We start from the raw sequence: 22,519 nt of genomic DNA on the forward strand, positions 1-22,519 counted from the left end.
CAGCTCATCACTTCTGGATCGAGGAACCTTCGAATTCGACCAGATACCCTCGCGCGGTCGAGACATGCCGGGCATCATCCCATTTGATCCCGGGCTGGTCTGAAAACTGGCGAAACCTTCCGAAATGCTCGTTTCCGTCATAGTTGTCGGGCTGGTGCCAGAACCAGTTTGTAAAGGCAACGGGTTCACCGTTGGACCATTCCCAGCCTTCGGCAGGTTCGTTTGAACCTTCCTTCTGAACCAGTCCGATCCAGGGTCCGAAACGCTGCCAACGGTCCCCTTCGTCGCGCATCCGCCAGACATCATCTTGACCGGCAATCAGATCGACGAGGAAATCGTTCTCGGCCTGTGAACCAATTTCAGCCAGATATCCGCCCATGGCGCGGGCCTCTGCTTCGGCCTCTACCCATTTAATACCCCAGGCGTGCACCAGTGCGTAATCATGTTCCTGAAAAGTGGCCTGCTCCAGGATTTTTCGTGAGTTGATTGAACGGGTTGCCCAATCGTCAAGATCCCGTTGGTTGAAGGTATCTCCAACAACAGGTGAAGCGGGTGTCGCCATGTTATCGGGCGCGGACAGGTTCAATACTGTCAGGCCCAAGACTGCCAGTCCGATTGAAAGCGCGACCAGCAATGGAACAACCCACTTGTTGCGGAGGGCAGAGCCTGAAACCGCAACGAAACGCGAAACCTTGCTTTGCTCTCCTGCAACTCGGTAGGCCTGAACTGGTTTTGGGATGTTTTTCAGCCATTTTTGACCGATCGACACAAATTCAAGGGTCAGTTTTCCTTCGATCTGTTCGCGTACCTGGCTTGAAAGGCAAATCCCCCTGGCTCTGCCAGCGCCTCAAGCCGAGAGGCCACGTTGACGCCATCGCCCAGCAGATCATCGCCCTGAACCATCACATCGCCAACGTTGATCCCGATCCTGAATTGCAGCACCCGATCATCTGGCACCCCCGCGTTTTTGGACCGCAGCGCTTCCTGGACCTCGACCGCGCAGCGCACCGCCTCGACGGAGCTTTCGAACACCGCCAGAACGCTGTCTCCGGCGGTGTTGGCAATACGTCCACCACGCTTTGAGATTATTGCATCCATGGTCACGCGGTGATCGGCAAGCCGCAGCAGCGTACCTTCCTCATCCAGCGACATCAGCCGGCTAAAGCCGACCACATCCGCAGCAAAAATTGCGGCCAGTTTCCTGCGGACAGCGGAGCGGCCGCCGGGAGATGATCCTTCAGTTTCCAAGGGGTGATCCCCGAACCGGATGACTTGGAAAGGGGTCCGGCAAATCGGGGATTTGAACTACCAAAGGCATTCCGTAGGTCCTCCGATATTTCGTCCAAAAAAGCTTCTCCCGCCCGCACCTTTGCTGACAACTGCGGCCTTCAATCTTTTAACATCCGCCGAGGCCGGGCCATACGGATACCGGCTAAGATACATAGGAATCCATGCCAAATGCGCCGCGAACCCTTTTGTTCGAAAGTAGCTGACTGATCCGCCATCATCCGCTTGTGTCCGTGTTTCAACCAGTCCAAGTTCCAACGTACGGATCGCGTGCGCCTTGACCGCATCGTGCAGGGTCTTTCCATTCATTGCCATGTTGTACCCCGACAGCCCGTTGCTTCGCTGAACTTCCGCAGACAGCATGACCATGGCGATTGTCTCGTTATTGTCGCGCAGGTTGCTTTCGAACAGGCCATTCTTGTCTATCCGCTTGAACGTTCTGATGAAGCGGCGATACCCTTTTTTGTAGATCTTGGGTTGCTGGGTCGCAGCACCCCACGCCATTGCCGCCGCCCCCTGGGCTGCAACGGAATCCACTGAGGGGGTGCCATACTTCCATTGATTGCGTTCGATCTTGTTGCCCCAATCAATGACCAACGCCCTTTCCTGTGCCGACCACGCCTTGCGCAAATCGAACAATGAAAACGCGAAAGCGGCGTTGATCAGGAGCACCGATGACTGAAATGACGGGTGCGTATCGTGGTCTACGCCTGGCAGCTTGGTCAAACTGCCTTTTTGCGCCAGCGATATGTACTGCTGAGCGAATGCACGTACATCAAAACTTCGGCTGCCAATCGCAGATTGCATGTTGGATCCGCTGGCCTGAGTGAAGCGCTGCGCAGATGATTTCCGTTCAAAAGCCCCGCGGGTGACGATTGTTCTTTCGTCAGGCAGGGTGTGCAGTTTTTGCACGCTGCATGTGGCGGTGCTACCGGGTTGCGACCAGAAGACTGAGTTCGCGGGCAAACTTTGCGCGAAGATCGGTCCGGCACAAATTTCAAGGGCAAATGCCCAGCCAAAGACACGCATTTCAACACCAAAACATCTCAAAAACACTGAGCAGCCAGGCCTAAAACTATGGCGGCCATTGGATCTTTGTCAAATTCGACTGTCGAGAAGAGCGCCGTTTGGATTGTTCGCGAAGTGTGTTTTCCGAATGGTCCGGAAGGTCTCGAGTCATCGCATCCTGTCTTGGCTGACATCGCGCTTTTGGGTCTCGGTAACTCAGTTGGGACTTTGCCTTTCGCGGCTGATGGCACCGCACCCAGGCACTAGCGACAGTCTTGATTGCTGCACTTCAGCAAAAGCGGAGGGAGCGCATGTTGACGGTCAGAGCTTTGAAACAGTTCCGCTGCATCAAGAGTTATAGCGGCGGTTCCTCTGCAAGGATGCTGACACGGGCGGAGCCACCGTTGTTGGCATAGAAACCGTCAAAGGGCCAGATGATCGCGTCGTTCACGTACAGAAACAGCGGTCCGCTTCTCTCTGCCCGGATACGCGTCGTCATCGCCTTGGGTGCATCAACCGGATCGCAATTGCGCCCGTCTTCGGCGGCCATGTCATCAAAGCACGAAATGAACGCCGTGGTTTTGTCTGTGTAGTCAAAAAGCGGTAAAATCGATTGGCCCTTCGCCCCGATTTGCGCGACCGGTTGAAACCAGTTTGCGCTCGAACGTCGTATCAGGCTGCCCAGTACATACACCCGTTTGTTGGTCTGGAACCCGGTCATCGGAACGCGTGCGCCTTTGTCGGTGAATGGATCGGTTTCCTCCAGCCTGATCCAGTATGTTTGCCCTTCGACAAGATCGACACCAGTCGGCCAGCAGACAGATTGGGGCGAAAACTCATCTTGCAGAACAAAAGTGCTTCCCGGTTCGATCACGTGTCCGGGGCCAGTGTCTGGGCACAGACTGCCGCTGACGGTGGTGAACATCAGGCTGACGACATGCAAAAGCTTGAACACGCCGAGCAAGATCAACACAGCCAAGACGCCCTGCACCAGCTTGGAACCCAGAAATGCATAAGCCGCATTCAACGTTCGGCTGGATTGCAGCAAATTGCCCGTTCGAACCAGAAACCGGTCTGCCGGTTTTTGCAAATTGGTTTTGCGATCCGAGGTCCAGGCCTGACGGGCGGTATCCTTTATCCGGTCCCGAAGCGCCGCGCCGAAAAGAAACAGCGCCACAATTGCCACGATGAGCGGTATCGAAAGCACTGGATGCTTCCACAGGGACTGTATCCAGGGCTGAACGATGCCGGGTGCGACGGACGATATGGCGTCAGGTAGCACGACGCCATCTGACCCGACCGGCGGTCGGCCGGGCTGCAACATGGCCCGGACGGGCTCGCCTGCCCATGGCAGGACCAATGCGAACAAAAGCAGGCTGATGAACGAGATATTTGCGATCCTGCGCCACAAGACCAGTGCCTTGACCTGCTCGGCAACTTCCGCGCTGTGGTGCAGTGAAACCTGTTGTGGTTGATCGTGCGGCTGGAAATCGTCGTTCATCATCACTGGCGCATAGCCATCGCGGCCAGTCAGGATCTTTTGGACGACCGAGCTGTGCACAACAGGCTTGCCACCAAATGCCTCACCACTTTCAACGGGTCGGGGCGTGTAGCGGTAGGCCGATTTCAATCCGCTGCGTGAATCGTGAATCAACGCGTTTTTCGAGCGCCGGCTGTCAAGTTCGTGGACCTTTTCGTCAATGAAGATCAGGCCATCCTTTCTGGCTTCCTCAATCATCCAGATCAGCGGCTCAAGCGAAGCTTCATCGTCGGGATACCCGCCACCAATGTCGGCGTGGACACCGGCAAACCAAACCTCCTTGATCCTTGGCCCGTCCTTCTGATTGCCTGAGCCCTTGAGATCGAGTTGTGGAGTCTGATCAAATCGCAGCGGGTGATAGGTGCGTCTCTCATCATCAAGGGACAGTGCGTGGCAGACATGTTCTACGACCGGGCTGCACACACGGTTGCGAAAACTGATGGGCCAAATCCAGAAATCGAACACCGCGCGCAGCTCTTCCAGCGGCACTCCATAAGCTTCGACCGTATCAAACAGGCCCAGGAACCTGATTTTGATCTGACCGGCGCAACGTTCTGGTTGCTCGGTTTGCAGAATCTCTGTCACCTGGACATGTTTCTTCTGTCTGCTGATGGTCCGTTTTGCCCATACGCAAGCATCCCGGATGAAGCGCCCGATCGAGACGGTCGGGCTCATGCGAACTTTGCCTGTGCGAGGATCGCGAAATGGTGCGGTCTGCCGTCTGTAGGCACGCCACGCGCCTTTCGAGTTGCGATGCATTTCCGCGACGGACACGGTGGTCCCGTCGACTTCCCGGGGCATCAACCCTTGGGAACTGATAAGTCCAGCCAGCGTACGCACGGTAAAAGCGCCGCGGCTGAAGCCGAACATCCAGATTTCGTCACCGGGTTCCCAGTTCCAGCACAGGAATCGATACAGCTTTTGCACGTTGCCCGGCACGCCCAGCCCCGTGGCACCGTCAAACAAGCGCACCAGTCCAATCGATGACGTTCCGACACCCGGGATATAGCGCGCCAGTTGCGGGCTGGACTTCAGGGGACTAAGCCCGCGTTTGTCGATGGCCTCATAAAGCCGCCAGATGTTCGATGCCTGACCGCCGAATGCGTTGCCTGTACCGTCAGCGAACACAATGAGCCGCTTGTTCGGTCCTGTGCGCGGTTTGCGCCCTTCAGGAAGGCCCGCTGCAGTCTTTGTGTCTTCATGGTCATCCATAACGCACCTTCGGACTAATCAATTCCCTCGCGCACCGGTGGCCGGAAGGAGGCAGTAGGCTCATCGGTGAAAAATTATCATGTCATTAAGATTTTGAAATAAAAAATTAAAATCCTCATCCGGTTTGCTGGCCAGACGACCGGAGCACACTGTCATACGGTGCCAGAAACTGGTCACCAAAACGCTTCAGCCGCAAAATTCGGCCCTTCGATCCAGGCGCAAATACCCGGCTTTCCCTTCATGGTTGCAATAAATTCGATTCGGACCAACACTGATATGACAGTACCAACTGAGAGGTTGATGCCAATTTCTAGCTGAAGATTGGAGTTTGCCTGATGTTTTGTCGCATTATTTCGCTGACTTTTCCGGTCGCATTTCTGCCCGTTGCCGCCCTGGCGCAGCTTTTTTCAGGCCCGCTTGACGAGGCAATGCTGGTCGGGCGAGACGAGACGTCTTTTCCGCCTGCGGATGAGGACTATTTCGCCGAGATTGACAACGGCATTCCGCTTGGCCCGGATGAAATCAAGGGTCGCAACATGTGGATGGTCTGGACCGGCGGCAACGATTTGCTTTGGGATCGCCTGACGCGCGACACGTTCGGTCAATTTGATCTTCTCAAGACCCTGTCTTCGCATCCTGATCTGCCAGCGCAACGCGCCAATCGGTTCGAATATCTGGGTCTGATAAACGAACCGTGTTTCGATCAGGCGACTGGCCCGGATCCCGAACGCTATGGGCTCTGGCTGGACAAACGGCGTGACGATTGCGCAGCCGACCCATTTGACAACGCCGAAAAATATCCGGGCGTTGAAATCGGTGCGCGGGGCCGCAACATGCCTGTCGGCTCATATTACGGTGAACCAACCGGCGTTCTGGGTCTTCGGTTATTCCCCAACCCGGATTTCGACGAACGCGCTGAGCGGCGTTGGGATCCCGAGCGTTTCTACAACGACCCCGATTACTATTTCGACAAGGATCTGGTCCGGCCTTATCGCGTTGGCATGTCTTGCGCCTTCTGCCATGTCGGTCCAAGCCCGATCGACCCGCCAGAGGACCCCGAAAACCCCGAGATGCGCAATCTCAACGCGACGGTGGGCGCCCAGTATTTCTGGTTCGACAGGGTGTTCGCGTGGAAGCCGGACGACCGGCAGTACATGGTTCAGTTGATTCACACAGCGCGGCCCGGATCGCTTGATACGTCGCTGGTGTCGCCTGACTACATCAACAACCCGCGCACAATGAACGCGATCTATCTGCTGGAGGAACGTCTGCGCATAGCCGAAAGGCTGGGCGAGGAACGCCTGACCGGGGGCGAGCGCGACAACATGCAGTTTCAGGATTTCGTGGATCAGGGTCCGCTGACACAGCTTTTTGAGCCGCCCGATATCAGCTTCAGCCCGCGCGTCCTGAAGGACGGCGCGGATTCGGTTGGCGCGCTTGGGGCGCTAAACCGGGTTTATCTCAATATAGGTCTTTTCAGTGAAGAATGGACGCGGCACTTTAATCCGATTGTCGGAGGCCGCACGATCACGCCCATCGAGATTGAAACCGCGCAGAAGAATTCGGCCTATTGGCGCGCGACGGAACTGCAGTCTCCGCTGACTGCGCTCTATTTCCTCAAGGCCGGACGTCCGGACTACCTGGCTGACGCGCCGGGCGGGGCAGAGCACCTGACCGAAGATGACGAGACGGTGAACCGGGGCAAGACGCTGTTTGCCGAAAACTGCGCCCGCTGCCATTCCTCCAAGTTGCCCGAAACGGCCTTTGCGGCCATGCCAGGCGGATGTTCGGGGCCGGGATACCTGCAGTGCTGGTCGAACTACTGGGAGCTAACCAAGACGGATCAATTCAAGGCAGAGATGACCGAAATCGTCAATGCCGACGATTTTCTGGAAAATAACTATCTGTCTAATGAGATGCGGATTCCGGTCACGCTACTTGAGACAAACGCCTGCAGCCCGCTGGCGACAAACGCCATCGAGGGTAACATCTGGGACAATTTTTCGTCTTCGACCTACAAGGCGCTGCCGTCGGTCGGCGAGATCGAGGTGCACCATCCGGTGACCGGCGAACCCTACATGTACGAAATGCCTACAGGCGGCCGTGGTTACACGCGTGTACCTTCGCTGATCAGTCTTTGGTCGACGGCGCCGTATCTGTTGAACAACACGGTGGGCTATTATGAACCCGACCCGTCGGTCGCAGCCAGGATGCGCACCTTCGACGATGGTATTCGCAAGATGCTGTGGCCAGAACGCCGGCTGCGTGACAGCGAACTGGGCGACAAGGTGCCCGGGCTAATCGATCGCACGACCGAGCAAAGCTACCTGATGATCCCGCGTGGTTTCCAGCCCGACTTCCTGATGCGCCTGTTCGAACCCTTCCGGGACGAACTGCCCTGGCTTTTCAGCGAAAACGGCGACATCGAACTGGGCCCGATCCCTGCGGGAACACCGATCAACCTGCTTGCCAATCTCAACATACGGCTCGACAACGCCGACTTGTTGGAAAGGATCGAACATGATTTCAGGCTCGCCCGGCTTGTCATCATGATCAAGCGGAACCTGAAGGATTTGCCCGACAATGCCAGCAATACTCAGGTGCGGGCCATGTTCGCTGATCTGGTCGAACCGCTTCTCGAACTCAGCAAATGCCCCGACTTCGTCGTCAATCGTGGTCATTATTTCGGAACCCGGCTGACGGATCCGCAGAAGGAGGATCTGATCGCCTACCTCAAACGTTTCTGAGGTATGAGCGTGGACGCGCCCATTTATGACTATGTCGTCGTCGGCTCGGGCGCGGGCGGCGGCACGGTTGCGGCCCGACTGGCCGAAGCGGGAATGCGCGTGCTTCTTCTGGAGGCAGGTGGCGATCCCCGTTCCGCACAAGGCGGAGTGCGGGGATTGGGCGCGGAAAACCGGTTGCCCGATGACTATGACGTGCCGGCATTTCATCCCTTCGCCACCGAGAATGAAGCACTGCGCTGGGACTTTCATGTCAACCACTATGACGACCCGGCCCTTCAGGTGCGCGATCCAAAAGCGGGGCCGGATGGCGTACTGTACCCACGGGCGGGTACGCTGGGTGGCTGCACGGCACATAACGCAATGATATTCGTTTACCCGCATCACGATGATTGGCGCCACATCGAGAAGCTTACCGGCGACGCCGGTTGGTCGCCGAAGGCGATGCATCAGATTTTCCGCCGGATCGAAAACTGCCGCCATCGCCCGATGCAAAAGGTGCTGAATGCAATTGGCATCGACCGGACCGGCCACGGCTATCGCGGTTGGCTTTCTACGGAAAAGGCGATCCCGCGTGCGGCCCTGCGCGACGACGACATCATGGACATGCTGCGTGCATCCGTTCGCGAAATGCTGGGTGATGGAGACAAGGTATGGCGGCACCTGCGCTGGCAGCTCAAGAGTGCGGCAGATCCAAATGACCTTGACCGGATCGACGGCAACGCCGAGGGCCTGGTTTACACGCCGCTTACCACGCAAAACGGACGGCGTATCGGCACACGAGAGCGGGTGCTCGAAACCGCACGGCGTTATCCGGATTGTCTGACGGTCGAGCTTGACGCACTTGCGACCCGGGTTCTGTTTGATGATCAGAATCGCGCGACCGGGGTTGAATACCTCAAGGGAGAGCGGCTTTACCGTGCACATGCCACCCCAAGCGACAGTCAGGGAATTCGACGGCGCGCGCAGGCAAAACACGAAGTTATTCTTGCGGGTGGCGCCTTCAACACTCCGCAATTGCTGATGCTGTCGGGAATTGGTCCGGCCGACGAACTGGCGCGGGCGGGTATTCCGCAACGCATCGCGCTGGACGGCGTTGGTCGCAACCTGCAGGATCGCTACGAAGTTGCCGTCGTAAACCGCATGGCGGTGGATTGCTGGGAAAGCTTGACCGACTGCGGCTATGAATCCGGCGATCCGCTATGGCGGGAATGGCAGGACACCGGTAAGGGTCTGTATTCAACCAACGGCGCGGCGCTGGGCGTTATTCGGCGTTCGAGCCCGGACAAGAAGCTGCCTGATCTGTTCTGCATGGCATTGTTAGGGCGGTTCGCTGGCTACTACCCCGGCTATGCTGCTGATCTGGCGCGCAGCCGCAACCATCTGAGCTGGGCCGTCCTGAAGGCCCATACAGCAAATGCGACGGGGCGCGTGCGGCTGGCCTCGGCCGATCCGCGCGACCGGCCCCTCATCGAGTTCAACTACTTTAAGCAAGGCGGCGACGACGACCTGCAAGCGGTTGTCGAAGGGGTGAAATTTGTTCGCAACCTGACCGAGCCGCTGCGCCGCGACGGCCAGATCGAGGCCGAGGAAATTCCCGGCCCGGATGTCAAAACGGATACGGAAATCGCCCAGTTTGTACGTGACGAGTGTTGGGGGCATCACGCGTCGTGCAGTTGCGCCATCGGGCCGCCCGACAGCGGCGTGTTGGACAGCCGCCTGCGCGTACATGGTACAAAGGGGCTACGGGTAGCTGACGCTTCGGTCTTTCCGCGCATTCCGGGATTTTTCATCGCATCCTCTGTTTACATGGTCGGCGAAAAAGCCGCCCAGGACATTCTGGAGGATGCAAAACACGTCACTGTCTAGAAAGGGGGCCACTATGGCACATAGCATCGAGTCGCTCATGGATATGAGTCAGGAAGAACTGGACGAACTGTTTTCCAGCGTACCGGCCGGGGACATTCCCGACGGCGAAGCCGAAGGAACCGCCATTGTCGCCCCGGGCACGAAATTCACACCGCTGATCTCGCGCTTTATCAACAGTTTTGCCTGGCAAGGCAAAGTTTTCGACCAGTCGAAAGGGGTGCTGCGAAATCGGATCCTGCCGTTTGGGCTTAACGCCATACTGGCCAAGGTTTACAAGGACAAGAGCTGGCTCGATGGAAAGGAATGCATCGTGCTGGACTATTCCGACACTTCGCTTCTCGCACAATGGATCCGCGACGAAATCCGGGCCATCGGTCCTGGTCTCTATCTGGGTAAGGTCTATTGGGACGACAATCGCCTGATCGACTTCGCGCTGGATTTCAATGCTGACGCGATATCGTCCTAAATCTGGTAAACTGGCCCCGCCATGACACAGCAGAGCACCTTTCTGATTTTGGCCCCCATTGCGGAGGGACGCATCGAGGATTTGCGCGCGCTGCTGTCCGAGATGGTGCTTAAACCGGGGCTTGCGGATCCCAAGAACCCGATCGTGCCCTTCGCTGATTTCGATCGTTTGCACGTCGCGCGGTTCTTTCTTCCGCAAGTCGACACATGGCGGGACATTGAAGCTTATGGCGTCGAAGCGCGCGCCTTCCCGCCGCATCTGGCGTTTCTGGGCGATATGGACGGAGACCGGGACAGCTTTCTGGTTGAGATGGCAAATCACGCGGGCGAAGGGTTGCGTCGCATCTTTTCGCATTGCGAGGACTTCCGTGAAGGTACGGACCTGCGTGATTGGATGGCCCGGCACAATGTGGTCGAGGCCGCCAATTACGTAAACAGGCGCGGTCGCACGGTGCAGCAGATTCACGAGGAAGCCGCGCTTGCGCACGCTCTGAAATTGGAATTGCACGCGCTTATTGAGGCCCACGGGGCAAAAGATGCCATCCTGCTGCACGAGCGGTTGCAGGAATTTGTCTCGGCCGAACGGCGCGAAGGACGCCTGCGCCTGACGCCGAGGCGGTCACCTTCGTTACGGCGGGTTTTCATCGACTGGACCGAAAAATTCGGTGTGCCGTTGGTGCTCTTGGCGATATCGCCGCTCGTTCTGCTGGCCTCGCCGCTACTGATCTGGCGCCTACGACGACTGGAGCGTTCGGATCCTGAAATCCTGCCGCGCCCGGACGACACGCATATCGCTGCGATGGGCACTTATGACGACCACGACGTCACCAACCCCTTTTCGGCGGTTGGCGATCTCAAGCCCGGTGGATTCCGGCGCGCGGTGACAACGGTTGCGCTGTATCTGTTGAATTACGCAGCAAGGCACATCTTCTCGCGTGGCTACCTCACCCGCGTTCAGACAATCCATTTCGCGCGTTGGGTCTATTTCGATGACAAGCGCCGTGTGATGTTCTGCAGCAATTACGATGGCGCATTGGAAAGCTACATGGACGATTTCGTCAACAAAGTTGCCTGGGGGCTCAACCTCGTGTTTTCGAACGGCGTGGGTTATCCCAGTACGCGGTTTCTGATCAAGGATGGGGCCGAGCAAGAGCACAAGTTCAAACGCTTCCTGCGGAACCGCCAGCAAGCCACATTGGTCTGGTACAAGGCCTATCCCGGTCTTACTGCCGTCGATCTCGACAGGCATTCGCAAATACGCGCCGGGCTGGAACGGCGGCCGTCCGGGCTTCGCGCGCTGCGCAAATGGCTGGCCAAGATATGAGCAAAAACAAGGATATCCAGACCACACAGGTCGATTTCGCGGACATGCAAGGCTTGATCCGGTTTGGTTATGGCAAGCTGCCCGAGGCCGAGTTTCTGCTGCTGACCGTTTCGGATGCTCGGACCGCCCGGGATTGGCTGGCATCCGCACCCATAACGTCGGCCGAGTGGTTGGATACCCCGCCCGAGGTCGCGCTTCAGGTTGCGTTTACGGCTGGCGGATTGCGCGCACTTGGTTTGCCGGACAAGATTCTGGCGCAGTTTTCGCAGCCATTTCTGGCCGGAATGGCGGGCGAAGACAGCCGCATCCGAAGGCTTGGCGATTCCGGTGGAAACGCGCCGGAAAACTGGATGTGGGAAGGCGGTAAAGTCCATTTGCTGCTGATGCTCTATGCACGCGAGCGCGGGCTCGGCCCTTTCAAGTCGACAATTCTTGAACACGCATTTCACGATGCATTCGACATCATCCAAGAACTGCCGACGCGCCTGAATGACGGCATCGAGCCTTTCGGTTTTGCCGATGGTATCAGCGAGCCGAAAGTGGATTGGGACCGAAAAAGCCCTCCACCCAAGCATGGTCGAGAGACGTATTCCAATCTTATCGCACCCGGCGAGGTCGTTCTGGGCCATGTCAATGAATACAAGGAAGTCTCCTCCGGTCTGCTGATCACCGCCGAAGATGGATCAACGGCGCATGCCGGCGCGGCCTCGGGGGACAACGGCTTTGGACACAATGGCAGCTATCTGGTCATGCGCCAGCTTGAACAGGACGTGCCGGGGTTCTGGCGACATCTCGACTCGGTGGCGCATGGCGACGCCGCGCACCGCGAAGCGCTGGCAACGGCGATGGTGGGTCGCGCGCGGGACGGCACACCGATGATAAAGGGCAGGCGCGAGATCGAGGGCGGGCGTCAGGGAAACAATTTCACCTACGAGGATGACATCGATGGCGTGGTCTGCCCGGTTGGCGCCCATATCAGGCGCGCCAATCCGAGAACCGGTGATCAGCCACCCGGTGTCACCAGCCGATGGGCCTGGATCACCAGCACGCTTGGGTTCCGCCGCAGGCGGGACAAGCTGCCGGGACGGCATGATCTGGTTGCGTCGACACGCTTTCACCGGCTTGTCCGTCGCGGGCGCGCATACGGGCCGCCGCTGTCGCCTGAACAGGCGCTGTCAGGCGAAGGGGCCGATCAAGAGGCAAGGGGGCTGCATTTTGTCTGCCTTTGCGCCGATATCACGCGCCAGTTCGAATTTGTGCAGAACGCCTGGATGTCTTCACCTTCCTTCGATGGTTTGCACGGCGAGGCGGACCCGATTGTCGGCAGCCGCGAGCCCGTCGGCGGCGTGGCATCAGACAGTTTCAGTATCCAGCGTGCAACCGGTATCGCCGAGCGGCTGGACCACCTGCCGCAATTCGTAACCGTCAGGGGTGGCGGCTATTTCTTCCTGCCCGGCTTGCGCGCGTTACGCTTGCTCGCAGAACAGAAGGAATAGGAGATCCTCATGCGCGCTATCCTTCTTTTCATCCGCCGTTTTCTGCATTCACTACTTCAGATCGGGTTGCACTTCGAACGCAGGTTGGAGCCATTTTTCCGCCCGCAGCTAAACCGCCTGGTTCGCGCACCTGCGGCGCGCTTTCTTCAGCGTCTCAAGAACCGCAAGCGCCCGAACCTTGGGCTTGGCCTGGCCGAGGAGAAGATATTTGACTGGGAAGAGGAGGCGCTGCAGACAATCATCGACGAGATGCGCGAGCAGATGAACCTGCATTTTCAACCCGGTGCCTACGAACGCGGTGGCAATACCAAAACACACGGGCTGGTACGCGCAACCTTTACGGTGAATCCCGATTTGCCCGAACACCTGCGTAAAGGCGTATTTGCGACCGAACGAAGCTATCCGGCCTATATTCGCTTTGCCGGGCCCGGCCCGGATGTGCCTGAAGACATTCGGGATGTCGGGTTCGGGTCGATGTCAGTCAAGCTGATGGACGTGCCGGGGCCGAAGCTGATGGAGGAGGAGAAATTCACTCAGGACTGGCCCGCCGTCGTCACGCCGACATTCGTGACGCCGGACGTGCGCGAGAATGCCAAGCTGCAATACTGGAGCACTATTGACGAGCCGATCTGGTATTTCCTGAACCCAAAGGATTCACACCTGATTGACTTCCTCATGCAGGGTCTGTGGAACGAGACCCAGTACAATCCGCTGGGCCAGCGCTACTTCAGTTGCGTGCCGTACCTTTTGGGCGAAGGGCAGGCAATGCTGTACTCTTACAAGCCTTTGTCCGATGTGCCGATGACCATCCCCGGGGTTCCGTTCGGGCGCGTGCCACCGAACTACCTACGGGACAACATGTCCCGCGCCCTGCGCGCGGGTCCGGCCGAATTTGAGATGCTGGTGCAGATCCAGTCCGACCCGCACCTGATGCCGGTCGAGGATGCCTCGGTGCTGTGGCCCGAGGACAAATCGCCCTGGATACCCGTCGCGCGTATTCATATCCCGCAGCAGGAATTTGATACTCCGGCCCAGATGTCTTTCGCGCGGAACTTGCGGATCAATCCCTGGCACTCGCTGGCCGACCACCGCCCGCTAGGCAACCAAAGCCGGGCGCGGCGGCGAATGTATCAGGAACTGGCAGTCTTTCGTCAGCAAATGAACAAGGCCGCCCACATCGAACCGGACGGATCGGAGACGTTTGAATGAAGGTCGTCTGTTAGCGGCACTGTCGATGAGCGCCTTATCGAACAAGCTTTGGCCGGGTGTTTGCCTTTGACACCAGGTTGGTTGGAACCCTGATGTCGGACGAGGAATGCGTTCTTTGCTTTCCTTACTCAGGCGGTCCGAGCAGTGACCACCTTCCGAAAGGTCATCATTTCCGCAACCTGACCATGTCGCCGCCAATTGCAGCATGATCTAGGCTGAGTTTGCCTTCTGCCGGGCGAGGTCCAGGAAGATCTTTGCAACCGCCGACAAAGGCTCGTTTTTGGACCAGAACAGGATGGCCTGAAAGCTAAGCGGCGCCGCAAAGGGCAGGGCAATGCACCCGGGCATCGTTTTCAGGTAATCTCTGGACGATCCGACAATGGATACGCCCAGGCCGCGCGCGACCAGACGGCAGATCCCGTCCGTTGTCCGGGCTTCGTATTTCATTCGTCGCGTAACAGAATTGGCCTCAAAAAACCGATCCACTTCAAAGCGAAAGCGGGACAGGCCCATGTATGAGATAAAGCTTTCGTCCTGCAGATCGCGGGCTTTGATGGCTTCCTTGGTCGCAAGCGGATGACCTTTGGGCAGCACGCAATAAACATCGTCGTCATACAGCTTCAGGCTTTCAAAGGACGGGTTTGACGGCGGGCTTGTCTTGATGCCGAAATCATAGTTCTGCGACACCAGCCACTCGACAGTGTCGTCATTGGCTTCGAATTCCATGCGCGCCATCGCTTCGGGGCAGGTTTCCGAAAATTCCTTGATAAGATCGGGAGCCAGTTGTGACGCAAATGACGGGGTGGTAACCAGGCTGAGGCGCGCGTGGCCGAAATGACGGATCGCCGTCGCAGATTGCTTGATATGTTCCATGCCGCTGACGGCCTGGCGGACTTCGTTCACCAGTAGCCGCGCCTCTTCCGTCGGAACAAGCGCCCTGCCAGAGCGCTGAAAAAGGCTAAATCCAACTTCGGATTCCAGATCCGAGACAAGCCGACTGACCGCAGGCTGCGAAATTCCGAGCACCTCGGCGGCTTCGGTCACAGTTCCGGTTGAAATCACTGTCCGGAACGCATCGATTTGTTTGAACGTTATTTTCATATCCTACGTGTGCCACCATCAGATCTGTTTTCGCAAGGATATTCAAAACGATGATATCGACGTTGCGATGACGCAGGTTCCGCAATCGAACATCGCCCGCGAAACACGAGTAACGCAAACGGGATTTGTGCGGTCTGGCAAGGTTTTGATCCGCACCTATTGGTGGGGGCAGGCCTGACGCAGATTGGACAGCGGATAGTCGTTGAACATCGCCGGAGCCATCCAGGTCAGAAAAGTGTCATCGTCAATCAGATCGGCAAATGCGGCCGTCATGACGCCAAGCTGCCTGACAAAGCCCGCTTCACGCTCGGGGTTGGCCTCGCCATGGGCGAAATCGCCCGGGTTCTCGATCAACCGGTTCGCCATCGACCGGATGCGTTCCGCTGAAACCGGATGGGTGTTTTCGCGCCTTCCACGGTCACTGGCCGGGTCGTGCCACCATGCGGCCTGATAGTACCAGAATATTCCCATGGGGTTTCCACCCAACCGTGCGAAATGATCCAGTGCGAAACTGTCGGCTTCGGCTTCCTGTTGACGGCTTTCTGCGCCTTCAACACCGGCCTGATGATCCAGCAGAACATGCCCCAGTTCATGAACCAGAATGAACTGAATTGCCGAAGAATAAATTTTGCCGCTCAGGTCATAGGTGTAGTTGTCGGCAAAGAGCCGGTCACGATCCAGACCAAAAGCGACAAGCGGGGCCGGCAGATCCTCGCCCGCCCGTAGAAGTCCTGCGAGGTAGGTCTGAATGTATTCCGTCGGGCAGTCCTGGGATTCAAACCAGGCGTGAAGCGTCGCGATATCATCGAAAAACCGTAACGAGGTCAATGGCATGTAGATTTCGCCATTTGCGGGTGACGCATAGAATGACATGGGCCCCGGTCCGCGTTCCGGGAAAAACAGCTGCACGTCACTGGCGCGGTCTCGAAACTGATCAGGCAGGCGTGGCACGATGTCCTGCCACATGACGGATTGAATCGTGGGAATTGCGCGGTCGCGAACGCGCTGAAGATCGGCAGGACTGTAGACGACTTCGGCCGCAAGACTGCCGGTCATAAGGACGTAGATGAGAATAACCAGCCTCAACATCCCGTGTGCCTGCCTTCAAATACCTCAAGCGCTGCATCGGAAGGGCGAACGCCTTCTGATGGATTTTGCGCCCAGCGTTCGAATTGCACCGGATTGCCCCAATCGTCCTGCCAGACCTGTTTCATCAACGCCAGCTTGATGCCGATCAGGTCGCTCTGTGCCGAAGGGCGAACGGTTGTCGAATCCGCAAGGCAGTTCAGGGTCCAGATCTGATGGCGAGCCTGCTGGCGCGCATAGGCGTCGATCTCGGACGCCGCAACTTGATGGGACTGCTCGCTCAGAGATCCTGTGAAACTGCTGGGGGCGCTGCCTGATGCTTCGGCAACTTGTTCTTCCGCAGCGCTCTGCGGTGCCGCGTCGGAATAGGAAATGGGATGCGAAAGACTGACCCACGCGTACAGTATCACCGCCAACAGCGCGAAAACCGGTGTGGACAGGGCCATTGACCCGGCAACACCCAGCGGGCCACTGTCAGTCACCGTAATTTTTTGAACGGTTTTCCAGAATCCGACAAGAACAACCAGAGCGACGACAATGACTATTGCGGTCAGCAGCAATCGTTCGGACATTCGGAAGGCAATTATGGGGTTTAAACCTTCAAACATGTCTAAATCCTTTGTCTTATTGTGAAATCATACCACAGCTCCCGCCCTTCTCAAAAACGCTCATGTTCCCCGGCTGCTGCGAACCGCGCCGAAACACAGGTCGAACATCAGCGAATGCAGTTTCTGGCGCTAAGATCTGCAGATCGGAATGGAACCAAGCATCTTGACGACGCATGTGCGATTGCCCGCTTCTTGTGTTCGAGCACTCGATTTAGAATACTCGGGAGGTCAAGTCTCCTAACCGACTTCTCTGAATTTTGACCCGAAAACGAAAAACAATGTCGCGGAATGACATGTGTTGGTCTTAGATTCGATGAGTATGGCCAAGCGGAACGCCAGACGGCGTTCCAAACGAGAACGAGGCAAAGCATGCGATATTCCGGCTTTCGGGTCATCAAAGAGGCTCTGACCGGGCACAAGGGCTGGGAACCGGCGTGGCGCGACCCTGAACCTCAGGGCCAATACGATATTGTTGTCGTAGGCGGCGGCGGCCACGGTCTGGCCACAGCATACTATCTGGCTAAAGAGTTCGGCGAGGCGCGGATTGCGGTTCTGGAAAAGGGCTGGATCGGCGGTGGAAATGTCGGGCGGAACACGACGATCATTCGTTCGAACTACCTGCTGGACGGGAACGAGCCGTTCTACGAGTTTTCCCTGAAGCTTTGGGAAGGGCTGGAGCAGGATTTCAATTTCAACGCCATGGTCAGCCAGCGCGGCATTCTTAATCTTGTGCATACGGATGCGCAGCGCGATGCGGCACGGCGCCGGGGCAATGCGATGATCCTGAACGGCTCGGACGCTGAACTGCTGGATACAGCGGGTGTCAGGGCGATGTATCCATTTCTGAACTTCGACAACGGCCGCTTTCCGATCAAGGGCGGCCTTCTGCACCGGCGCGGCGGCACGGTGCGTCACGACGCGGTGGCCTGGGGCTATGCGCGTGGCGCGGATCAGCGTGGCGTGGACATCATCCAGAACTGCGAGGTCACTGGCTTTCGCATCGAGAACGGCAAGGTTCTGGGGGTCGAGACCTCGCGTGGGTTCATCGGGGCCAAGAAAGTTGGCGTGGCTGTGGCCGGGTCTTCAGGCCGCGTGATGGAAAAGGCGGGGATGCGCCTGCCAATCGAAAGCCATGTGTTGCAGGCGTTTGTGTCCGAAGGGCTGAAGCCGGTGATTGACGGTGTGATCACCTTTGGCGCGGGCCACTTCTATTGCAGCCAGTCCGACAAAGGTGGACTGGTCTTTGGTGGCGATATCGACATGTACAACACTTATGCCCAGCGGGGGAACCTGCCGGTGATCGAGGATGTTGTGGAAAGCGGCGTGGCGCTGATACCGGCGCTAGGCCGGGTGCGTCTGCTGCGCGCCTGGGGCGGCGTTATGGACATGTCGATGGATGGGTCTCCGTTCATCGACCGGACACATATTGATGGGCTCTATTTCAACGGCGGCTGGTGTTACGGCGGGTTCAAGGCGACCCCGGCCTCGGGCTGGTGCTTTGCGCATCTGCTGTCCACAGACCGGCCGCATGATGTCGCGACCGCCTATCGCCTGGACCGGTTCCGCACCGGCCACATGATCGATGAGAAGGGGGTGGGCGCGCAGCCCAACCTGCACTGAAGAAGACATGAGCATTTTCTGCAAAACCGGTAACCGGTTCCGCGGTTCGAAAATGCGACAGGAGCCAATGCCTTGATTATCAACCATCCGCTTCTTGGGTCCCGCGATGCGCAGGAGTTTGTCTATCTCGGCGACGCTGCCCTGATCGACCGCCCCGACTGGCAGGCCGAAAATGCTGCTGACGCCTTTCACGACTATCTCTATCTGCGCGACAACCCGGCCGGAGAGCATCGTGAGTTGTGGTATCACGAGCAAGGCGACCGGTCCTGGTTGGTGGTGACGCGCAACACCTTGACGCATGAGATCACATCCGTCGAACTGGCCCGTGATGTGGCCCGGGCAAGGGGGCGCAGCAAATGAGTGTACAGACCAACCGGTTGAATGGTGGGCTTGTCGATCAGACCCAACCCCTGAGCTTCAGCTTTGACGGTAAAAGATATCAGGGTCACCCTGGCGACACACTGGCCTCGGCCCTGCTGGCCAATGGCGTGCGGCTGATGGGTCGGTCGTTCAAGTATCACCGTCCACGCGGGCCGCTGACGTCCGGATCCGAAGAGCCCAACGCGCTGGTCGAACTCCGCTCGGGCGCGCGGCAGGAGCCCAACACCCGCGCCACCGTGGCCGAGCTTTTTGACGGGCTCGAGGCAAAATCGCAAAACCGCTGGCCGTCGCTGAAGCGGGATGTGTTGTCGGTCAATGACATGTTCAGCAACTTCCTGACCGCAGGCTTTTATTACAAGACTTTCATGTGGCCGAAGGCGTTCTGGGAAAAGCTCTATGAACCGGCGATCCGGCGCGCGGCCGGTTTGGGCAGCGTGTCCGGACAGGACGACCCTGATGTATACGACAAGGGCTTTCTGCATTGCGATCTGCTGGTGATCGGGGCCGGTCCGGCGGGCCTGATGGCCGCGCTGACAGCTGGCCGAGCAGGTGCTCGGGTCATTCTGGCGGACGAGGATTTTGTTCTGGGCGGGCGCCTTAACGCCGAAAGTTACGAGGTCGGCGGAATGGCCGGATCGGACTGGGCAGCGCAGGCCGTGGCAGAACTGTCGGCGATGGACAATGTACGCCTGCTGTCGCGCACCACTGTGATCGGGGCTTTCGATCATGGCACCTATGGCGCTGTCGAGCGGGTGGCCGATCACGTACTGACGCCCGGTGTCGGGCAGCCCCGGCAGATCATGTGGCGGATTTATTCGAAACGGGCGTTGTTATGTGCCGGCGCAACCGAGCGGCCCATCGCTTTTGCCAACAATGATCGCCCCGGCGTGATGCTGGCCGGGGCAACCCGGGCCTATGCCAATCGCTGGGCAGTGACACCGCACGAACATATGGCGGTGTTTACCAACAACGATGACGGTCATCGCACGGCTGCCGACCTGATATCCAAAGGTGTACATGTCACCGCCGTGATCGACACGCGGGCCGACGCACCCGCCATCGAAGGGACGGAACTGTTCGCCGGTGCGCAGGTGATCAACAGCAAGGGCAGACTGGGTCTGGGGTCGGTGACGGTCCGTACAGCGAAAGGGTTCACCCGCGATATCATATGCGGCGGTCTGGCTGTCTCAGGCGGTTGGAACCCCAATGTGCACCTGACCTGTCATCAGCGCGGGCGTCCGCAATGGAACGAGGGTCTTGCAGCGTTTGTTCCGGGTGACGTGTTACCGGTTGGCATGTCGGTCGCCGGGGCCGCGGCTGGCTTGATGTCGACCCACGGCGCGCTGAAAACCGGCGCAGAAGGGGCGGCGGCAGCACTGTCGGACCTCGGGATTGCGGCGAAGGTCGGGGATATGCCGCAGGCCGAGGACGCACCGGTGAACCTGCAACCCTTCTGGTATGTGAAAGAGGGCAAGGGTCGCGCCTGGATCGACCAGCAGAACGATGTGACCGTCAAGGACGTCAAACTGGCGCATCAGGAGAACTATGTCTCGGTCGAACATCTGAAACGCTATACCACGTTGGGTATGGCCACCGATCAGGGCAAGACGTCGAATATGGGTGGCCTGGCGGTAATGGCCGAGATGACGGGCAAGTCGATCCCGGAGACCGGCACCACCATTTTCCGCCCGCCCTATACGCCGGTTGCGATGGGTGCTCTGGCTGGCCGGTCGGTCGGCAAACATTTCCATCCGACCCGAGAGACGCCCAGCCACAAATGGGCAACGGAACAGGGCGTGGTGTTCACCGAAGTCGGCGATTGGCTTCGGGCACAATGGTTCCCGCAAAAGGGTGAGACGCACTGGCGGCAATCGGTGGATCGCGAGGTTCTGCAGACCCGCAAATCTGTTGGTGTCTGCGATGTTACCACCCTGGGCAAGATCGACGTGCAGGGAACGGACGCGGCTGAGTTCCTGAACAGAATCTATGCCAACGGGTTCGCGAAACTGCCGGTTGGCAAGGTGCGCTATGGCCTGATGCTGCGTGAAGACGGCATCGCCTATGACGACGGCACCGCTGCGCGACTGGCCGACGACCACTTTGTGGTCACGACAACCACCGCCAACGCTGTTCTGGTTTACCGCCAGATGGAGTTTGCGCGGCAATGTCTGTGGCCCGATCTGGACGTGCAGTTGATCTCGACCACCGAGGCCTGGGCCCAGTATGCCGTGGCCGGGCCGAATTCCCGCAAGTTGCTGGAAAAGATTGTCGATCCGGGTTTCGATCTATCGAACGAAGCGTTCCCGTTCATGGCCTGTGCCGTGATCACCGTTTGCGGCGGTTGCCGGGCGCGTTTGTTCCGTATCTCTTTCAGCGGCGAGCTGGCCTATGAAATCGCCGTGCCCACACGCTATGGCGATGCGATGATCCGCGCGCTGATGGAGGCGGGAGAGGAATTCGGTGTGGTACCCTATGGCACAGAAGCCTTGGGCGTCATGCGGATCGAAAAGGGGCATGCCACCGGCAATGAGCTGAACGGCACCACCACGGCGCTGAACCTTGGTATGGGCCGGATGGTCAGTAAAAAGAAGGACTGCATCGGCAACACCCTGAGCGAGCGCGCTGGGCTGAACGAGGAAGACGCTCTGCGTCTGGTGGGCTTCAAACCGGTGGATGCCGGCGACCCCGTGGTCGCAGGGGGCCATTTGATGACCAGTGATGGTCCGGTCGATGCGGCCCACGACCAGGGCTATGTCACTTCGGCCGCCTATTCACCGGTCCTGCACAGTTCGATCGGCATCGGGTTCCTGAAAAACGGTGCAGATCGGATGGGCGAGGTTCTGCGTCTGGTCAACCCCCTGGAGGGCAGCGAAGTGAAGGTCGAGGTGGTCAGCGCCCATTTTGTCGATCCCGATGGAGGACGTCAGCGTGCATAAACTGAAACCGCTCACACCGCTTGGATGTGCCGAGCCCCGATCAGACGGCTTTCCCGGCTTGACGATCACGGAAAACACCTCGCGGGCGCTGGCGTCACTGACCGCACGTCAAGGGCATGAGGCAGCGTGTGTCACCAAGGCAAATGAGTTGATAGGTGCGGCTCTGCCTGCGCCGGGCCAATCGGTGGCGACATCGGCCTTTTCGGCATTCTGGATTGGTCCGGACAGTTGGATGATCGACGCCGATCACGCAAGCCACGAGATGCTGGCAGTTGAGGTCAAGGCCGCTGTCGGAGACACTGCTTCGGTTGTCGAACAAACCGACGGCTGGTGCCGGTTTGACATTACTGGCCCGGCCGCCTGCGATCTGTTCGAACGGCTTTGCAATGTTGACACCCGAACCATGCAATCCGGTGCCGCAACCCGATGCTCGATCCACCACATCGGTTGCTACCTGTGGTGCCACGAGACCGGAACGTCCTTCTCCGCCCTTGGCCCTCGATCCTCGGCCAAATCACTCCATCATGCCATTACTGAAATAGCTCAGGCCGTGTGCCGGGGCTGAGGCGATTTCGTTGCCCGTGTTGGCGCATGTCAGCACGCGCCAACCTAATACCTTTCTTACTGTCCTTG

At 58.3% G+C, this 22,519-nt stretch carries 17 protein-coding genes; 10 read left to right on the top strand and 7 right to left on the bottom strand.

The window, feature by feature from the left end; genetic code table 11:
- Positions 1 to 7: 7 nt before the first annotated feature.
- The 4 genes from AC2FIR_RS09550 to AC2FIR_RS09565 form a co-directional block, all read right to left on the bottom strand.
- Positions 8 to 634, bottom strand: coding sequence for a lectin-like protein (locus AC2FIR_RS09550; protein WP_496745896.1), 627 nt, complete (start codon positions 632 to 634; stop codon positions 8 to 10).
- A 146-nt stretch (positions 635 to 780) separates the two neighbouring features.
- Positions 781 to 1,248 (bottom strand): adenylate/guanylate cyclase domain-containing protein, encoded by a 468-nt coding sequence (locus AC2FIR_RS09555; protein WP_170611641.1) that lies wholly within the window; start codon positions 1,246 to 1,248, stop codon positions 781 to 783.
- Positions 1,249 to 1,305: 57 nt separating this feature from the next.
- A complete protein-coding gene (locus AC2FIR_RS09560; protein WP_170815997.1) occupies positions 1,306 to 2,094 on the bottom strand; it encodes a hypothetical protein in 789 nt (262 codons plus the stop codon).
- Positions 2,095 to 2,650: 556 nt separating this feature from the next.
- Entirely contained in the window at positions 2,651 to 5,047 is a 2,397-nt protein-coding gene (locus AC2FIR_RS09565; protein WP_496745898.1) for a T6SS phospholipase effector Tle1-like catalytic domain-containing protein, read from the bottom strand.
- Positions 5,048 to 5,382: 335 nt separating this feature from the next.
- Between AC2FIR_RS09565 and AC2FIR_RS09570 the strand changes: the two genes are divergently transcribed.
- The 6 genes from AC2FIR_RS09570 to AC2FIR_RS09595 are packed head-to-tail and all read left to right on the top strand — an operon-like array spanning position 5,383 to position 14,154.
- Entirely contained in the window at positions 5,383 to 7,794 is a 2,412-nt protein-coding gene (locus tag AC2FIR_RS09570) for a c-type cytochrome (RefSeq protein ID WP_496745900.1), read from the top strand.
- A gap of 9 nt (positions 7,795 to 7,803) precedes the next feature.
- Positions 7,804 to 9,660, top strand: a complete 1,857-nt coding sequence (locus AC2FIR_RS09575; protein WP_496745902.1) for a GMC family oxidoreductase — start codon at positions 7,804 to 7,806, stop codon at positions 9,658 to 9,660.
- A 13-nt stretch (positions 9,661 to 9,673) separates the two neighbouring features.
- Positions 9,674 to 10,126 carry a hypothetical protein gene (locus AC2FIR_RS09580; protein WP_170611651.1) on the top strand — a complete coding sequence of 151 codons (453 nt, stop codon included), beginning with the start codon at positions 9,674 to 9,676 and terminating at the stop codon, positions 10,124 to 10,126.
- Between the two features lie 21 nt (positions 10,127 to 10,147).
- Entirely contained in the window at positions 10,148 to 11,449 is a 1,302-nt protein-coding gene (locus AC2FIR_RS09585) for a hypothetical protein (RefSeq protein WP_496762213.1), read from the top strand.
- Positions 11,446 to 12,945: a Dyp-type peroxidase gene (locus AC2FIR_RS09590; protein ID WP_170611655.1), complete on the top strand. Its 1,500-nt coding sequence runs from the start codon at positions 11,446 to 11,448 to the stop codon at positions 12,943 to 12,945. Before AC2FIR_RS09585 ends, AC2FIR_RS09590 begins: the two co-directional genes overlap by 4 nt.
- Before the next feature lie 9 nt (positions 12,946 to 12,954).
- On the top strand, positions 12,955 to 14,154 hold the full coding sequence (locus AC2FIR_RS09595) for a catalase family protein (RefSeq protein ID WP_496745907.1): 1,200 nt from the start codon (positions 12,955 to 12,957) through the stop codon (positions 14,152 to 14,154).
- A gap of 210 nt (positions 14,155 to 14,364) precedes the next feature.
- Here the strand turns inward: AC2FIR_RS09595 and AC2FIR_RS09600 are convergent, their stop codons facing one another.
- The 3 genes from AC2FIR_RS09600 to AC2FIR_RS09610 all read right to left on the bottom strand — a co-directional run bounded on the left by AC2FIR_RS09600 (position 14,365) and on the right by AC2FIR_RS09610 (position 16,949).
- A complete protein-coding gene (locus tag AC2FIR_RS09600; protein ID WP_170611658.1) occupies positions 14,365 to 15,255 on the bottom strand; it encodes a LysR substrate-binding domain-containing protein in 891 nt (296 codons plus the stop codon).
- Between the two features lie 156 nt (positions 15,256 to 15,411).
- Entirely contained in the window at positions 15,412 to 16,344 is a 933-nt protein-coding gene (locus tag AC2FIR_RS09605; protein WP_496745909.1) for a phage exclusion protein Lit family protein, read from the bottom strand.
- Positions 16,338 to 16,949, bottom strand: coding sequence for a hypothetical protein (locus AC2FIR_RS09610; protein WP_496745911.1), 612 nt, complete (start codon positions 16,947 to 16,949; stop codon positions 16,338 to 16,340). The genes AC2FIR_RS09605 and AC2FIR_RS09610 overlap by 7 nt, the downstream gene beginning before the upstream one ends.
- A 369-nt stretch (positions 16,950 to 17,318) precedes the next feature.
- Here AC2FIR_RS09610 and AC2FIR_RS09615 point away from each other — a divergent pair, with 369 nt between their 5' ends.
- The 4 genes from AC2FIR_RS09615 (at position 17,319) to AC2FIR_RS09630 (ending at position 22,451) form a co-directional block, all read left to right on the top strand.
- On the top strand, positions 17,319 to 18,569 hold the full coding sequence (locus AC2FIR_RS09615) for a sarcosine oxidase subunit beta family protein (RefSeq protein ID WP_170611663.1): 1,251 nt from the start codon (positions 17,319 to 17,321) through the stop codon (positions 18,567 to 18,569).
- Between the two features lie 72 nt (positions 18,570 to 18,641).
- Entirely contained in the window at positions 18,642 to 18,929 is a 288-nt protein-coding gene (locus AC2FIR_RS09620; protein ID WP_480913618.1) for a sarcosine oxidase subunit delta, read from the top strand.
- Entirely contained in the window at positions 18,926 to 21,886 is a 2,961-nt protein-coding gene (locus AC2FIR_RS09625; RefSeq protein ID WP_496762215.1) for a sarcosine oxidase subunit alpha family protein, read from the top strand. Before AC2FIR_RS09620 ends, AC2FIR_RS09625 begins: the two co-directional genes overlap by 4 nt.
- Positions 21,879 to 22,451 carry a sarcosine oxidase subunit gamma gene (locus AC2FIR_RS09630; RefSeq protein WP_496762217.1) on the top strand — a complete coding sequence of 191 codons (573 nt, stop codon included), beginning with the start codon at positions 21,879 to 21,881 and terminating at the stop codon, positions 22,449 to 22,451. The genes AC2FIR_RS09625 and AC2FIR_RS09630 overlap by 8 nt, the downstream gene beginning before the upstream one ends.
- Positions 22,452 to 22,519 lie beyond the last annotated feature (68 nt).

It is taken from the genome of Ruegeria sp. CDSB136, from assembly GCF_059610965.1.

Excerpts from the sequence above, each read along its gene's own strand:
- AC2FIR_RS09560 (WP_170815997.1), bottom strand. The coding sequence starts at position 2,094 with ATGCAATCTGCGATTGGCAGCCGAAGTTTTGATGTACGTGCATTCGCT.
- AC2FIR_RS09565 (WP_496745898.1), bottom strand. The coding sequence starts at position 5,047 with ATGGATGACCATGAAGACACAAAGACTGCAGCGGGCCTTCCTGAAGGG.
- AC2FIR_RS09570 (WP_496745900.1), top strand. The coding sequence starts at position 5,383 with ATGTTTTGTCGCATTATTTCGCTGACTTTTCCGGTCGCATTTCTGCCC.
- AC2FIR_RS09580 (WP_170611651.1), top strand. The coding sequence starts at position 9,674 with ATGGCACATAGCATCGAGTCGCTCATGGATATGAGTCAGGAAGAACTG.
- AC2FIR_RS09585 (WP_496762213.1), top strand. The coding sequence starts at position 10,148 with ATGACACAGCAGAGCACCTTTCTGATTTTGGCCCCCATTGCGGAGGGA.
- AC2FIR_RS09590 (WP_170611655.1), top strand. The coding sequence starts at position 11,446 with ATGAGCAAAAACAAGGATATCCAGACCACACAGGTCGATTTCGCGGAC.
- AC2FIR_RS09595 (WP_496745907.1), top strand. The coding sequence starts at position 12,955 with ATGCGCGCTATCCTTCTTTTCATCCGCCGTTTTCTGCATTCACTACTT.
- AC2FIR_RS09600 (WP_170611658.1), bottom strand. The coding sequence starts at position 15,255 with ATGAAAATAACGTTCAAACAAATCGATGCGTTCCGGACAGTGATTTCA.
- AC2FIR_RS09605 (WP_496745909.1), bottom strand. The coding sequence starts at position 16,344 with ATGTTGAGGCTGGTTATTCTCATCTACGTCCTTATGACCGGCAGTCTT.
- AC2FIR_RS09610 (WP_496745911.1), bottom strand. The coding sequence starts at position 16,949 with ATGTTTGAAGGTTTAAACCCCATAATTGCCTTCCGAATGTCCGAACGA.
- AC2FIR_RS09615 (WP_170611663.1), top strand. The coding sequence starts at position 17,319 with ATGCGATATTCCGGCTTTCGGGTCATCAAAGAGGCTCTGACCGGGCAC.
- AC2FIR_RS09625 (WP_496762215.1), top strand. The coding sequence starts at position 18,926 with ATGAGTGTACAGACCAACCGGTTGAATGGTGGGCTTGTCGATCAGACC.